We start from the raw sequence: 13,831 nt of genomic DNA, 5'->3' as shown, positions 1-13,831 counted from the left end.
CCTGCCACGCCTTTGCGCCGGCTTGACTCTGGCCGCCGCTTGCACCACGCATGCAGGCACCAATCAAGCCGATCTGCTCATCGGCGGCCAACTCACCCCGCCAGCCTGCAGCATGGGCTTTGGTAGTGGAAGCGCCGTCGACTTCGGCACCCTGCCTTTTCAGTCGCTGAACCGCAACGGAACGCTGCTGCCCGAACAGCGTCCACGCATGGAGATCGCGTGCGGCAGCCCGACACGCGTCTCTTTCACGGTTCACGAGAACCGTCCGGACACTGCCATCACACATCAGGAAGCCATCGCCGACGGCATGCCATGGCCCTATCAAAACCCGCAGAACGGCGCGCCTCACGCTTGGGGATTGGGCCGTATCGACGATGTCAAGATCGGTGCCGTCGTGCTGTTGGTGCGCCCCGAGGCCACGGTGGTTGACGGCATCCCGCCGTTCAACAGTACGTCCGTGGTTCTTTCCCGTCCCAGCGGCAGCGCAAGCTGGCCTGTTCAATCGGGCATGGACACCATCAACGTGAATCCGGCGGACGAATACTCGTTCGGCAAAGATGCCACCGCCACTCCCATCACGACTGCGTCCGTCAGCTTGGCCGTGACACCCGTGTTGAACGGAACCGCTGCCTTGCCAACGTCCAAGGAAATTCCACTGGATGGTTCGGTGACGTTCACGTTGCGCTACCTGTAGCCGCGCAGCAGGTTGCAATACAAAAAGGCCCTCGGCTTCATTGAAGTCGAGGGCCTTATGTATTTCATCTGTACCGGGTCCGGTATAGCTTGGATGGCGATTGCCATCAGAGTTCTTGGCGGACAGAGGGGGATTCGAACCCCCGATACGCTTTTGACGTATACACGCTTTCCAGGCGTGCGCCTTCAACCGCTCGGCCACCTGTCCTAATCGGTATTTTCGTAGGCAAAAAGTCACTACGAAAATTGCGAATCCGCGATTCTAGCAGGTTTCGGCGCAGCGCAGCAAGCCGTGCAAGAAAGAGGGACGCACCGAGCGGCGTTGCTCAGTGTGCTCCCCTTCTATCCTTTAGTGCGGAGCTGGGGGTTCCTGCTCGCGGTAAGAACTGACCGTGCCGTCCGGCTCGGTTTCTTCCAGCCTGACCCTGAAGCCCCACAGGCGCGCCAGATGCTTCATGACCTGCTCGGCATCCTCGCCCGCCAAGGGGCGGCCACGGCTCTTCAAATGCCGCAGCACCAATGAACGGTCCGAATCGCGATTGAAACGCACCACCTGGATGTCCGGCACCTGGTTGTCGCGGTTGTGCTGCGCGGCCAGCAGGCGGCGAATGTCGCGGTAGCCCTCGTCGTTGTGGATGGCGGCCACTTCCAGCTTCGGGTTCGACTGATGGTCCGAGATCGCAAACAAGCGGAACTCGCGGATCAGCCGCGGGGACAGGTACTGCGAGATGAAGGACTCGTCCTTGAAGTTGCGCATGGCGAAGTCCAGCGTCTTCTGCCAATCGCCGCCCGCAATATCGGGAAACCACTTTCGGTCTTCAGGCGTGGGCGCTTCGCAGATCCGGCGGATGTCCGTCATCATCGCAAAGCCCAGCGCATACGGGTTGATGCCGCCATAGCCGCGTTCGTCAAAGCCGCGTTGGCTGACAACGTTGGTATGGCTTTGCAGGAACTCCATCATGAAGCCGTCGTTGACCAGCCCTTTTTCATGCAAGCGGTTCAGGATGGTGTAGTGCCAGAACGTGGCCCACCCTTCGTTCATGACCTTGGTCTGGGTCTGCGGGTAAAAGTACTGGGCAATCTTGCGCACGATGCGCACCAGCTCTTTCTGCCACGGAGCCAGCTTGGGCGAGTACTTCTCAATGAAGTACAGCAGGTTCTCTTCGGGTTCCGGCGGAAACACCGGCGCATCAGTGCGCGTGTCCTTGTCGGCTTCCAGGCGCGGCAACGTGCGCCACAAGTCGTTGTATTGCAGACGCGCGTGTTCCTTGCGCTCGGCCTGACGCGCGGCCTCTTCCTTGAATGACATCGGCGCGGGCCGCTTGTAGCGGTCCACCCCGTGGTGCGACAGCGCATGGCAGGAATCCAGCAGCGATTCCACCGCGTCGATGCCGTAGCGGTCTTCGCACGACATCACATACTTGCGCGCGAATACCAGGTAGTCCAGCACCCCATCGGCGTCGGTCCATTGCCGGAACAGGTAGTTGCCCTTGAAAAACGAGTTATGCCCATAGCACGCATGCGCAATCACCAGCGCCTGCATCGTCATGGAGTTTTCTTCCATGAGATAAGAGATGCACGGGTTGGAATTGATGACGATCTCGTACGCCAGGCCCTGCATGCCGCGCCGGTAGTATTGCTCGTTGCGGATGAATTCCTTGCCGTATGACCAGTGCGGATAGCCGATAGGCAGCCCGGCCGACGCATAAGCATCCAGCATCTGTTCCGAGGTAATCACCTCGATCTGGTTCGGATACGTGTCCAGGCCGTACTCGGCCGCGACCTTGGAGATCGCGTCGTCATAGGACTGGATCAGTTCGAACGTCCATTCTGAGCCTTGGGATATCGGCCGAGCGCCGCCGGCCGTATCCGGCTCCACGAGAGCACCCACGATGGCATTCATGCGGTTTCCTTCTTGAACAGGTCATGGAACACGGGAAAGATCTCGCCGCGATCGCAGATGCGCCGCATGACGAAATGCGGCTCCAGCTTCTGTTCATACTCGGCCCACAGGCTGCTCTTGCGAGCCTCTTGCGAGTCGGGAATTTCGATATAGGCGAAATACCGTGTCGACGGCAGCAGATGCTCCGCCAGAAAGCGCGCGCTCTTGCCCGCGTCGGCGCCGAACGAATCGCCGTCGCTGGCTTGCGCCGCATACACGTTCCACCCCGAGGGCGGATAGCGCTTCTCCAGAATCTCGCGCATCAGCTCCAGCGCGGACAGCACGATGGTGCCACCGCTCTTGGGGTCGTAGAAGAACGTTTGCTCGTCCACTTCCTCGGCGTTGTCCGTATGACGGATGAAGACCAGGTCCACGTGCTCGTACTTGCGAGACAGGAACAGGTACAGCAGCGTAAAGAAGCGCTTGGCCAGGTCCTTCTTGCCTTCGTCCATGGACCCCGACACGTCCATCAGGCAGAACATGACCGCGCGCGCCATCGGAATGGCCACCGACACCCGATTGCGATAGCGCAGGTCCAGGTCGTCCAGGAACGGCACGCGGGCAAGGCGCTCGCGGCAGTCCTCGACGTCCTGCTCCAGCGTGCGGATGGTTGCGGCAGGCGCGCCCGCCGCCCGCGCATCGGCCAAGGCCTTTTCAGCGTCTTCAAGATCGGCGCGCGCTTTCACGTTCAGCGCAACACGCCGCGCCAACGATGACTTGAGCGTGCGGCTGATGCTCAACATGCTGGGCGAGCCGGTCGTGGTGTAACCGGCACGCTGCCATTTTTTCTGGCTGACTTCACCCAACTGGTTGCGCGCCAGATGCGGCAGTTCCAGATCCTCGAAGAACAGGTTAAGGAACTCGGCCCGCGACAGGCTGAAGGTGAATTGATCTACCGATTCCCCTTCACCCGGGTCGGACCCGCCCTCGCCTTGGCCGCCCTGCGGCCGGTCGATGGTGTCGCCCTTGGCAAATTCGCGATTGCCAGGGTGCACCATCTCGCGGTCACCGCCCGAGCCGTGCCGGAACGTAGGCTCGGAAATATCCCGGGCGGGCAGGTTGATCTCTCCGCCTTGATCCATATCCTGAATGGAGCGGTCACGGATCATCCCGTGAACCGCCTTGCGGATCTGGTCCTTGTAGCGCCGCAAAAAACGCTCGCGGTTGACGGCGCTTTTATTGCGCCCGTTAAGACGGCGATCGATCAGTGAATTCATGATTCACCTCGCTCAGGAAGACTTCCTCACTCGGAGGTACCACTCGCACAGCAGCCTGACCTGCTTTTCCGTGTAGCCCTTTTCCACCATGCGATCCACGAAGCTCTGGTGTTTCGACTTGTCCTCGGCCGAAGCCTTGGCGTTGAACGAAATCACCGGCAGCAGATCTTCCGTGTTCGAGAACATCTTCTTCTCGATCACTTCGCGCAGCTTTTCATAGCTGGTCCAGTTCGGGTTGCGGCCGTTGTTATTGGCACGCGCCCGCAGCACGAAGTTCACGATCTCGTTGCGGAAGTCCTTCGGGTTCGCAATTCCAGCCGGCTTTTCAATCTTTTCCAGCTCGTCGTTCAACGCGCTGCGATCGAAGCTTTCGCCCGTTTCCGGATCGCGGAACTCTTCGTCCTGAATCCAGCAATCGGCAAACGTGACGTAGCGGTCAAAGATGTTCTGGCCGTACTCCGAATACGATTCCAGATAGGCGGTCTGAATTTCCTTGCCGATGAATTCCGCATAACGCGGCGCCAGAAAGCCCTTGATGAACTCAAGATAGCGCCGGCGGATCTCTTCCGGATAGTCTTCGCGGCCGATCCGTTGTTCCAGCACGTACATCAAATGCACCGGGTTCGCGGCCACTTCCGTTTGGTCGTAGTTGAAGACGCTGGACAGGATCTTGTACGCGAATCGCGTGGACACCCCGTTCATGCCTTCGTCCGTGCCGGCGTAGTCCTTGTATTCCTGCAAGGCCTTGGCCTTCGGGTCCACATCCTTCAGGCTTTCACCGTCATAGACGCGCAGCTTCGAATAGATGCTGGAGTTCTCGGGTTCTTTCAGTCGGGTCAGCACCGAGAACTGCGCCATCATGTCCAGCGTTCCCGGCGCGCACGGGGCGGCCGACAACGAGCTGTGATGCAGCAGCTTTTCGTAGATGCGAACTTCCTCGGACACCTGCAAGCAGTAAGGCACCTTGACGATATAGATACGGTCAAGGAACGCTTCGTTGTGCTTGTTGTTGCGGAAGGTCTGCCATTCGGACTCGTTCGAGTGGGCCAGGATCGTGCCGTTGAAGGGGATCGCGGAGAAGCCTTCGGTGCCCTTGAAGTTGCCTTCCTGCGTGGCCGTCAGCAGGGGATGCAGCATCTTGATCGGGGCCTTGAACATCTCGACGAATTCCAGCAAGCCCTGATTCGCCAGGCACAGGCCACCGGAATAGCTGTAGGCATCCGGGTCGTCTTGTGAATGGCGGTCGAGCTTGCGGATATCAACCTTGCCGACCAGCGAGGAAATGTCCTGGTTGTTTTCGTCGCCCGGCTCGGTCTTGGCGATGGCCACCTGGCGCAGCACCGAGGGGTTCAGGCGCACGACGCGGAATTGCGAGATGTCGCCATCAAACTCTTTCAAGCGCTTGACCGCCCAGGGTGACATGATGCCCGTCAGGTAGCGGCGCGGAATGCCGTATTCCTTTTCAAGCGTGTCGCCAAAGCGTTCCGGATGGAACAGGCCAAGCGGAGATTCGTTGACGGGCGAGCCTTTCAGGGCATAGATGGGATAGCTTTCCATCAGGGCCTTCAGCCGCTCCGCGATGGACGACTTGCCGCCGCCCACGGGGCCCAACAGATAGAGGATTTGCTTGCGCTCTTCCAGCCCCTGCGCGGCGTGTTTGAAGAACGCGACGATCTGCCCGATCACGTCCTCCATGCCGTAGAACTCCTGAAACGCCGGATAGCGCCGGATGGTCCGGTTGGAAAACAAACGGGAAAGACGTGGGTCGTTGCGTGTATCCACGACTTCGGGTTCACCGATTGCCGCCAGCATGCGCTCAGCGGGACTGGCGTACGCCATGGGATCACGTTTGGCGAGGTTCAGATACTCCTCAAGAGAAAGCTCTGACTCCTGCTCTCTTGCATACTGCGACTTGAAGCCTTCGACGATGTTTTGCACGGAAACCTCCTACAACACGCGAAAAATTCACTACGCCTACGTGTCCCCATTGTGCCTCAGTGCCTGCGCATTACTAGACAATCTCGCGATTAGCATTTTCGGCCAGTTGTTATGTTGCTTTCGCCACACAACAACGATGAAGCACGGTCGGGCCCTTTCCGTTTAGGCTGCACCCATCGGACACAAGTTCCGTCAGGGAATGCAACTTACGTGAATAAGTTAACTGGCTCGTCTTCAGAATATTGCTATGGCAGACACGCGTGGTGCGACTGCACATGAAATGGTCAGCAATGAATTGAAGGGATGAGCGATATCCCGGTGGATTCTTATGATTCGGGCAGTAGCCCGATGCGTCCGCCATGCGATGGCGGCGAACGTTCTGAAGAGCGCGTTGCGCTTCGTTCAGCAGCATGCCGGTTCGGTTATGAAAAGCGCCGATATCGCGGCACGGGAATCCGTGGTGACGAGGGCGTGTAGCGCTGTTCGGTGATGGCCGTATGCACGAATCGCCAAGTCATGTGCCTATGCTAAAGCCAATTGACGCTTTTGTGGCAATTCATTTGGCGTAATGATCAAAATCGTAATGCGGGTTTTCAGCAAGAAAACCATGCGTGCAAACACTCGCAAACTTGCCTCAATTGCCTTGCTGAACGCGACGCAGAGCATCGCCAATACGACTTGCGCGCGCGATTAGCAGCCATTGAGCTTGAGTGCTAGCACGCGCGAAATGGAGCAGCGGCTTGCTCGCCGCCACACAGTATTCACGACGCAATCGGCGGCAACGCCACGCGCTGCATCAGAGTGCGCCACGCGCCTTCCACCCGCGCACGCAGGCGCAAATCCGCGCCCACTTGTGCGCTATCGATGAATGCGTAACGCCGCGCGGCGTCCAGATGCTCAAGCATCGGCAAGCGCACCATGCCCGCCGCATCGCCAAGCAGCACAGGCGCCAGATACAACAGCAACTCATCCACGCAACCCGCGGCCACCAGCGCGCCGCTCAAGCCCGCTCCGGCCTCGACATGGACCTCATTGAACTGCGCCTGGGCGAACCATTGCATCATGCCGACAAGGTCCACGCGCCCTGGCGTCGGTCCCGGCAAGACCACGACTTGCACGTTCTTGGCCGCCAGGCGCGCCGCTTTGGCAGCGTCTTCGCGCGCAGTGAAAACGATAACGGGTCCACCATCGAACAGGCGGGCGCTTTCGGGAATGCCGAACAGGCCGTCCACCACCGCCCTTCGCGGCTGACGCGGCGTTTCAACCTCGCGCACGTTAAGCAGCGGATCATCTTTCAGCACAGTGCCCATGCCGGTCAGCACCACACAACTACGCGCGCGCCAATGATGGCCGTCGGCGCGTGCTTCAGGGCCGGTGATCCATTGGGACATGCCGTTATGCAAGGCGCTGCGACCATCAAGGGACGCGGCCATTTTCATCCATACCCATGGCAGGCCACGGCTCATTCGCGAGATGAAACCGGCATTGATTGCCAGCGCTTGTTCGACGCAGACACCCGTCGTGACCGCGATGCCAGCCGCGCGCAAGCGCGCAAGCCCCTGGCCGTTGACCAGCGGGTTGGGATCGCCGATGGCCACGACCACGCGCGCGGGCTTGGCCGCCAGCACCGCATCCACGCAAGGCGGCGTGCGCCCGAAGTGGCTGCAAGGCTCCAACGTGACATACAGGGTGGCCCCCTCGACTGTCTCGTTACGCGCCTGCGCATCAAGCAAGGCGCGGATTTCGGCATGGGGGCCACCAGGCGGTTGAGTTGCCCCCTCGCCCAGCACACGGCCGTCTCGCACGATCACACAACCCACGCGAGGATTGGGCGCGGTGGTGTAGAGCACGCTTTCGGCCTGCGCCAGGGCGCGCCGCATCCAGAAGATATCGTCGGAATTGCTTGGGGTCGTCATGGCGGAATTGTATGTCCGGCCGCAGGCGCGCGGTGGTTCCCCGCCCACTGGCAAGGGGTATGCTGGCGTCAAACGCGCCTTTTACGTGCATGTCCGTTTTGGGCCGTTACGTGGCTTGGGACGATCTCGCCGGGGGCAGAAATTACCCGCAGAATGCGTTCACCCCCTCTAAATTCCTAAACCAGGAGCCCGGAACATGAAGCAAGCACTGATCGTCATCGACGTACAAGAGTCCTTCCGTCACCGTCCGTTTTGGGACGAAGCCGAGTACCCCGCATTTCTGGAAAAGATCCAGGGCTTGATCGATGCAGCCAGCGCCCAGGGAATTCCGGTGCTTCAGGTGTTTCACAAAAGCCCGTCCGACGATGCCGCCAACCCATTTTCACTGGCCTCGGGGCACGTCAGGACGCTTGAAGAATTGCGTATTTCCCCGGCAGCCGTGTTCCACAAAACCGTGCATTCGTCGCTGTATGCACAGGACGCAAACGGCGCGACGCTACACGATTGGCTGCGCGACAACGGCATCGACGGGATCATAGTCAGCGGCATCCGTACCGAGCAGTGCTGCGAAACGACCTCACGCCACGCCAGCGACGCTGGCTTCAAAGTGGTGTTCCCGACGGACGCCACGCTGACCTTCGCCATGCAAAGCCCGTCGGGCAAGCACTACACCCCGGCCGAAATCCGGGACCACACCGAGCTGGTACTGAACGGCCGCTTTGCCCGCATCACCCACGCGGCTGACGCATTGGCCAGTTGAGCCAGGCAGAGTCACCCATGATTCCCGTGTATTTCGTCCTGACGCGGGGCATCGTCCTGCTGGACCTGGCGGGCCCCGCCGAGGCGTTCCGTGTCGCCGAAAAGCGATGCCCGGGGACATTCGAACAACACTTCTGCGGCCCGACGGCGGAAGTGGAAAGCGGCCTGCCGGGCTTGAATCTGGCGCGGATTCAGCCGTTGCCGACCGCCCTGCCCGCCAACGCGCTTGTGATTATTTCGGGCGTCGTGGGCAAACACACGCGCCTGGACTCGCCGGATGCGCGCGCCATCATCGACTGGCTAGCCCTGCGCCAGCCCGCGGACCAGTTCACGCTGATGACGGTGTGCGCGGGCGCGCTGTTCGCGGCAGCCGCCGGGCTGACCCGCCAGCGCGAGTGCACCACGCATCATTCCTGCCTTGCGCAATTGGCGGACATCGACCCCAGTGCGCGCGTGCACGACAACCGCATCTTCGTTGAAGACGGCAACTTGGTCAGCAGCGCCGGCATCACCGCGGGCATCGACCTTGCGCTACATATGGTGGCGCGCCATTGCGGGCCGCGCGTGGCCAGCGAAGTGGCGCGTGACATGGTCGTCTACCAGCGCCGCGCGGGCACGGACACCACGCTGTCGCCGTGGCTTGCGCACCGCAGCCACATGCATCCCGGCGTGCATCGCGTCCAGGACGCGGTCATCCGCAATCCCGCCGCGCCTTGGTCCGCACAATCCTTGGCGGATCAGGCGCACACCAGCCCGCGCCACCTGACGCGTCTGTTTCGCGAACACGCGGGCTGCACGCCGATGGACTACCTCTATCAGATCCGGGTGGCGCTGGCGCGCGACCTGCTGCGCGAAACGCGATTGGACCTGGAGCGCGTGGCGGAGAAGTCCGGTTTCGGCTCCGCGCAACACATGCGCCGGGTTTGGCGCAAGTTCCAGCCGAATACACCTAGCCTGGCGCGGTCGGCCCCCATGCAATAACGGCGCCGAAGCGCCGTTATTCGCCTACACGTGAACAGCGTTTACTCTTTGCGCAGCTTGCCAGGCAGCAGCGGCCCTTGCATCTCGCGGATCGCTTCAACGAATTCGCCGATGTCTTCAAAGCTTTTATAGACGGACGCAAAGCGCACGTAAGCCACCTTGTCCAGCTTGCGTAGTTCGTTCATGACGAGTTCGCCAATATGCTCAGACGGCACTTCACGCAGCCCGCTGGCCAGCAACTGCTCTTCGATACGCGCAACCGCGGCATCCACGTCTTCAGTGCTGACGGGGCGCTTGCGCAGCGCCAGGCTCAGGCTGGCGCGCAACTTGACGGGGTCGTAGTCGCTGCGGCTGCCGTTGCGCTTCACGATGGAAGGCATGGCGAGCTCAACCCGTTCATAGGTGGTGAAGCGCTTGTCACAGGACAGGCAACGGCGGCGACGACGAATCGCATCACCCTCTTCCGAGACCCGGCTGTCGACAACCTGCGTTTCGGCATGGCCGCAAAATGGACACCGCATGTGTGTTCCCTATAGGCACGGATTGCAAAATTTGAGCATATTGTAACGACGCTCCCCCGCGAAGCGTCGAAACGGGTTAATTCGTCCCCAATATCATCACGGCTAGGAACGAGGATAGCGCCCGTCGCCCTGAAAGCAAAGGGACGGCGCCTTGCGGGGCCGTCCCTTTCTTTATTGGCCCTTCGGCGGGAAGCCCGTCGAAGGTTTGCCGCTGACTACTTATTGCTTGCTGTAGACAGGCAGGCGCGAGGTCAGTTCATTGACGCGGGCGCGCACGGCGGCGATGTTGGCTTCGTCGCGCGGATTGTCCAGCACGTCGGCGATCAGGTTGGCGGTGAGTTCGGCCTCGGCTTCGGTGAAGCCGCGCGTGGTCATGGCGGGCGTACCCAGGCGGATGCCGCTGGTCACGAAGGGCTTTTCCGGATCGTTCGGGATGGCGTTCTTGTTGACCGTGATGTGGGCCTGGCCCAGCACCGCTTCCGCTTCCTTGCCCGTGATGCCCTTGGAGCGCAGGTCAACCAGCATGACGTGGCTTTCAGTGCGACCGGAGACGATGCGCAGGCCACGCTTGACCAGCGTATCCGCCAAGACCTTGGCGTTCTTGACCACTTGCTGCGCGTAGTCCTTGAAGCTGGGGTCCAGGGCTTCCTTGAACGCCACGGCCTTGCCGGCGATGACGTGCATCAGCGGGCCGCCTTGAATGCCCGGGAAGATGGCCGAATTGATGATTTTTTCGTGTTCGGCCTTCATCATGATGACGCCGCCGCGCGGGCCGCGCAGCGACTTGTGCGTGGTCGACGTGACGAAGTCGGCGTGCGGAACCGGATTGGGGTAGGCGCCGCCGGCAACCAGACCCGCGTAGTGGGCGATGTCGACCATGAACAGCGCGCCGTTTTCGCGCGCGATGCGGGCCATGCGCTCGAAATCGATATGCAGGGCATAGGCAGATGCACCCGCGACGATCAGCTTGGGCTTGTGTTCCTTGGCCAGCTGTTCGACTTGCGCGTAGTTCAGGACTTCGTTTTCGTCCAGGCCATACGAGATGAAGTTGTACAGCTTGCCCGAAGCGTTGACCGACGCGCCGTGCGTCAGGTGGCCGCCTTCGGCCAGGCTCATGCCCAACACGGTGTCACCCGGCTTCAGCACGGCCATGTACACGCCCTGGTTGGCCTGCGAACCCGAGTTGGGCTGCACGTTGGCGGCTTCGGCGCCAAAGATCTGCTTCAGGCGATCAATGGCCAGTTGTTCAACCACGTCCACGTACTCGCAACCGCCGTAGTAACGCTTGCCCGGGTAGCCTTCGGCGTACTTGTTCGTAAGCTGCGTGCCCTGGGCCTGCATGACGGCCGGGCTGGCGTAGTTCTCCGAAGCGATCAGCTCGATGTGCTGCTCTTGGCGTACGTCTTCCTTCTGGATGGCGGCCCAAACGTCCGGGTCAGCCTTGGACAAGGTGAGGTTGCGGTCAAACATGACGGGGGATTCCTGAGGCGGTAAGAGAGGAGAAAGCAGTGTCGGGTGGGTAAACCCGAAGAATTCGCTTAGTTTACCCCGTCAGCCGGAGTCAATTGCCGCCAAAATGCGCCGAAGGCGAGCAAAAAACGCGCGACGGGCACGAAAACCACGCTATCGCGCGGCGCCCGAAAACCGCTCTCAATCCGACTTGAGCAACTTTCATGCAAACCGGCAAGCCAAGAAGCTACTCGCTAGTAGCTGCGGGGCCGCGTACGGAAGGAGAACGAAAAAAAACCGCGATATCGCTATCGCGGTTTTTTTGACGTTGCCGACCAGGCCAAACAGGCCAAGCAGTTACGAGGCGGAGGTCGCGCCGATCTGCTTGGGCGCCAGCCGGGGGTTCAGCGTGTAGGTGCCCGTGACGGAGGCCTGGGCCAGCACGTGCTTCTGCATGGCGCGCAGCGCGTCTTCGCCTGTAAATGAGCCGTTCAGGTTCAGGCTGCCGACGTCCAGCGCATACAGGGTGAACACGTAGCGGTGCACGATGGAATCGTTCCAGGGCGGGCACGGGCCGTCATAGCCGAAGTAGTCGCCGCTCATGTCGTGATCGTTGGCGAACCACGAGGAGTACGAGTTGATGCCCTGGCGAGCATCCATCGGCGCCAGCGGGCCGCCTTTTCCGCGCGGCGTAATGCCATTGGAGAAGGCACCTTCGTCGATGTCCCGCAGATCCGCCGGCAGATCCACCAACACCCAGTGGAAGAAATCAACACGCGGCAGGTCGGCCGGGACTTCGCGGCCTTCCTGGTTGACGTCATCGGGCCGCGACGGCACGTCCGGATCATGGCAGATCAACGCGAACGACTGCGTGCCTTCCGGGACGTTGTCCCAGGAAAACTGCGGGTTGTAGTTATCTGCCAGCGCGACGTGCGATTGCGCATCGATCTTGCCGAACGCATAGCGCTCCGGAATCGACTCGTGATCGGAAAAAGACAAACTCGAAAGTTCCATGTCGTGCTCCTTGAAATGCCGCAAAGGCGTACCAGCCCCTGTCCGTTTGCTCAGCGTATCAAAACTTCGCAATCATGGGTTCAAGTTAACACGCGCGAACTTGCGCTTGCCCACCTGCACCACGTAAGTTCCAGCCGGCAATTGCAACGATTTATCTTCGACCCGATCGCCGTTGACGCGTACGCCACCCTGCTCCACGTTGCGCTGGGCTTCCGAACCGGAAGCCACCAGGCCCGCCTCGCGCAGCAGCTTCAGGATGCCCACCGGCGCGCCGCCGACGTTCACTTCAGGCATGTCTTCGGGGATGGCGCCGTCGCGAAAGCGCGCCTCGAAGGATGCCAGGGCATCATCCGCCGCCTTGGCGGAATGGAAGCGCGTGATGATTTCCTGGGCCAGCATGACTTTCGCATCGCGGGGGTTGCGGCCGCCATCCGTCTCTTGCTTGAGAGCGGCGATGTCTTCCAGCGAGCGGAACGAGAGCAGTTCGAAGTAGCGCCACATCAGGGTGTCGGAAATCGACATGAGCTTGCCGAACATCGAATCGGGCGACTCCGAAATACCGATGTAGTTGCCCTTGGACTTGGACATTTTCTCGACGCCGTCCGTACCCACCAGCAGCGGCATCGTCAAAATGCACTGAGGTTCCTGGCCATATTCCTTTTGCAGCTCGCGGCCCACCAGCAGGTTGAATTTCTGATCGGTGCCCCCCAGCTCCAGATCGGACTTCAGCGCCACGGAGTCATAACCCTGCATCAAGGGATAAAGGAATTCGTGCACCGAAATCGGGATGCCGCCCTTGAACCGCTTGGTGAAGTCTTCGCGTTCCATCATGCGGGCCACCGTATAGCGCGAGGCCAGTTGGATCATGCCGCGCGCACCCAGGGGATCGCACCATTCGGAGTTGTAACGGATCTCGGTGCGTGCCGGATCCAGCACCAGGCTGGCTTGCGCGTAGTAGGTCTTGGCGTTGGACTCGATCTGTTCACGGGTCAGCGGCGGCCGGGTGCTGTTGCGGCCGCTGGGGTCGCCAATGGTGGAGGTGAAGTCGCCGATCAGGAAGATGACGTTGTGCCCCAGGTCCTGCAATTGGCGCATCTTGTTCAGCACCACCGTATGACCCAGGTGGATGTCCGGCGCGGTGGGGTCCAGCCCCAGCTTGATGCGCAGCGGCACGCCGGTCGCACGGCTCTTGGCCAGCTTGCGAGCAAACTCGGATTCGACCAGCAATTCGTCGCAGCCGCGCTTGGCTATACGCAGATCGGCTTCGACTTCAGGGGAAATAGGGGCTTCAGAGGGAGACATGGCAGGGGGACCAAAGCGGCTTCAGCCGACAAAAAGGTGTAAAAAGTGACGAAAACTATCGAAAATTCTAGCCGAATCAGCTAGGATACCGCCCAATCA

The 13,831-nt window shown here is 60.7% G+C and carries 11 protein-coding genes and 1 tRNA gene; 3 read left to right on the top strand and 9 right to left on the bottom strand.

The window, feature by feature from the left end:
* Window positions 1-22 precede the first annotated feature (22 nt).
* Window positions 23-694 (top strand): DUF1120 domain-containing protein, encoded by a 672-nt coding sequence (locus P8T11_RS23080; protein WP_278072149.1) that lies wholly within the window; start codon window positions 23-25, stop codon window positions 692-694.
* Between the two features lie 116 nt (window positions 695-810).
* Here the strand turns inward: P8T11_RS23080 and P8T11_RS23075 are convergent.
* The 5 genes from P8T11_RS23075 to ribD all read right to left on the bottom strand — a co-directional run bounded on the left by P8T11_RS23075 (window position 811) and on the right by ribD (window position 7,706).
* A tRNA-Ser gene (locus P8T11_RS23075) sits at window positions 811-901 on the bottom strand.
* Between the two features lie 141 nt (window positions 902-1,042).
* Complete coding sequence (locus P8T11_RS23070) at window positions 1,043-2,596, bottom strand: SpoVR family protein (protein ID WP_268079845.1); 1,554 nt, start codon at window positions 2,594-2,596, stop codon at window positions 1,043-1,045.
* The gene (locus P8T11_RS23065; protein ID WP_268079846.1) at window positions 2,593-3,852 is read right to left on the bottom strand and encodes a YeaH/YhbH family protein; all 1,260 of its coding nucleotides are present in this window, start codon (window positions 3,850-3,852) and stop codon (window positions 2,593-2,595) included. The genes P8T11_RS23070 and P8T11_RS23065 overlap by 4 nt, the downstream gene beginning before the upstream one ends.
* Before the next feature lie 12 nt (window positions 3,853-3,864).
* Complete coding sequence (locus tag P8T11_RS23060) at window positions 3,865-5,781, bottom strand: PrkA family serine protein kinase (RefSeq protein ID WP_418910319.1); 1,917 nt, start codon at window positions 5,779-5,781, stop codon at window positions 3,865-3,867.
* A gap of 770 nt (window positions 5,782-6,551) precedes the next feature.
* On the bottom strand, window positions 6,552-7,706 hold the full coding sequence (gene ribD, locus P8T11_RS23055) for a bifunctional diaminohydroxyphosphoribosylaminopyrimidine deaminase/5-amino-6-(5-phosphoribosylamino)uracil reductase RibD (protein WP_268079848.1): 1,155 nt from the start codon (window positions 7,704-7,706) through the stop codon (window positions 6,552-6,554).
* Window positions 7,707-7,902: 196 nt separating this feature from the next.
* Here ribD and P8T11_RS23050 point away from each other — a divergent pair, with 196 nt between their 5' ends.
* Window positions 7,903-8,466 (top strand): cysteine hydrolase family protein, encoded by a 564-nt coding sequence (locus tag P8T11_RS23050; RefSeq protein WP_268079849.1) that lies wholly within the window; start codon window positions 7,903-7,905, stop codon window positions 8,464-8,466.
* Window positions 8,467-8,483: 17 nt separating this feature from the next.
* A complete protein-coding gene (locus P8T11_RS23045; RefSeq protein ID WP_268079850.1) occupies window positions 8,484-9,446 on the top strand; it encodes a GlxA family transcriptional regulator in 963 nt (320 codons plus the stop codon).
* 41 nt (window positions 9,447-9,487) lie between these two features.
* Here P8T11_RS23045 and nrdR read toward each other — a convergent pair whose 3' ends face one another.
* From nrdR to tyrS, 4 genes are all read right to left on the bottom strand, one after another.
* Window positions 9,488-9,967, bottom strand: a complete 480-nt coding sequence (gene nrdR, locus P8T11_RS23040) for a transcriptional regulator NrdR (RefSeq protein ID WP_006217321.1) — start codon at window positions 9,965-9,967, stop codon at window positions 9,488-9,490.
* A gap of 219 nt (window positions 9,968-10,186) precedes the next feature.
* The gene (gene glyA, locus P8T11_RS23035) at window positions 10,187-11,437 is read right to left on the bottom strand and encodes a serine hydroxymethyltransferase (protein ID WP_268079851.1); all 1,251 of its coding nucleotides are present in this window, start codon (window positions 11,435-11,437) and stop codon (window positions 10,187-10,189) included.
* Window positions 11,438-11,773: 336 nt separating this feature from the next.
* A complete protein-coding gene (locus P8T11_RS23030) occupies window positions 11,774-12,430 on the bottom strand; it encodes a YbhB/YbcL family Raf kinase inhibitor-like protein (protein WP_268079852.1) in 657 nt (218 codons plus the stop codon).
* A gap of 72 nt (window positions 12,431-12,502) precedes the next feature.
* Window positions 12,503-13,732, bottom strand: coding sequence for a tyrosine--tRNA ligase (gene tyrS, locus P8T11_RS23025; RefSeq protein ID WP_268079853.1), 1,230 nt, complete (start codon window positions 13,730-13,732; stop codon window positions 12,503-12,505).
* Window positions 13,733-13,831 lie beyond the last annotated feature (99 nt).

The sequence above is a fragment of the Achromobacter spanius genome (assembly GCF_029637605.1).
Classification (GTDB): Bacteria; Pseudomonadota; Gammaproteobacteria; order Burkholderiales; family Burkholderiaceae_B; genus Achromobacter; species Achromobacter spanius_E.
Note: the sequence above shows the minus strand (reverse complement) of the source record. Positions and strands in the feature narration are given on the sequence as shown.

Coding starts and splice junctions, on each gene's coding strand:
- P8T11_RS23070 (WP_268079845.1), bottom strand. CDS start 2,596: ATGAATGCCATCGTGGGTGCTCTCGTGGAGCCGGATACGGCCGGCGGC.
- P8T11_RS23065 (WP_268079846.1), bottom strand. CDS start 3,852: ATGAATTCACTGATCGATCGCCGTCTTAACGGGCGCAATAAAAGCGCC.
- ribD (WP_268079848.1), bottom strand. CDS start 7,706: ATGACGACCCCAAGCAATTCCGACGATATCTTCTGGATGCGGCGCGCC.
- P8T11_RS23050 (WP_268079849.1), top strand. CDS start 7,903: ATGAAGCAAGCACTGATCGTCATCGACGTACAAGAGTCCTTCCGTCAC.
- P8T11_RS23045 (WP_268079850.1), top strand. CDS start 8,484: ATGATTCCCGTGTATTTCGTCCTGACGCGGGGCATCGTCCTGCTGGAC.
- nrdR (WP_006217321.1), bottom strand. CDS start 9,967: ATGCGGTGTCCATTTTGCGGCCATGCCGAAACGCAGGTTGTCGACAGC.
- glyA (WP_268079851.1), bottom strand. CDS start 11,437: ATGTTTGACCGCAACCTCACCTTGTCCAAGGCTGACCCGGACGTTTGG.
- P8T11_RS23030 (WP_268079852.1), bottom strand. CDS start 12,430: ATGGAACTTTCGAGTTTGTCTTTTTCCGATCACGAGTCGATTCCGGAG.
- tyrS (WP_268079853.1), bottom strand. CDS start 13,732: ATGTCTCCCTCTGAAGCCCCTATTTCCCCTGAAGTCGAAGCCGATCTG.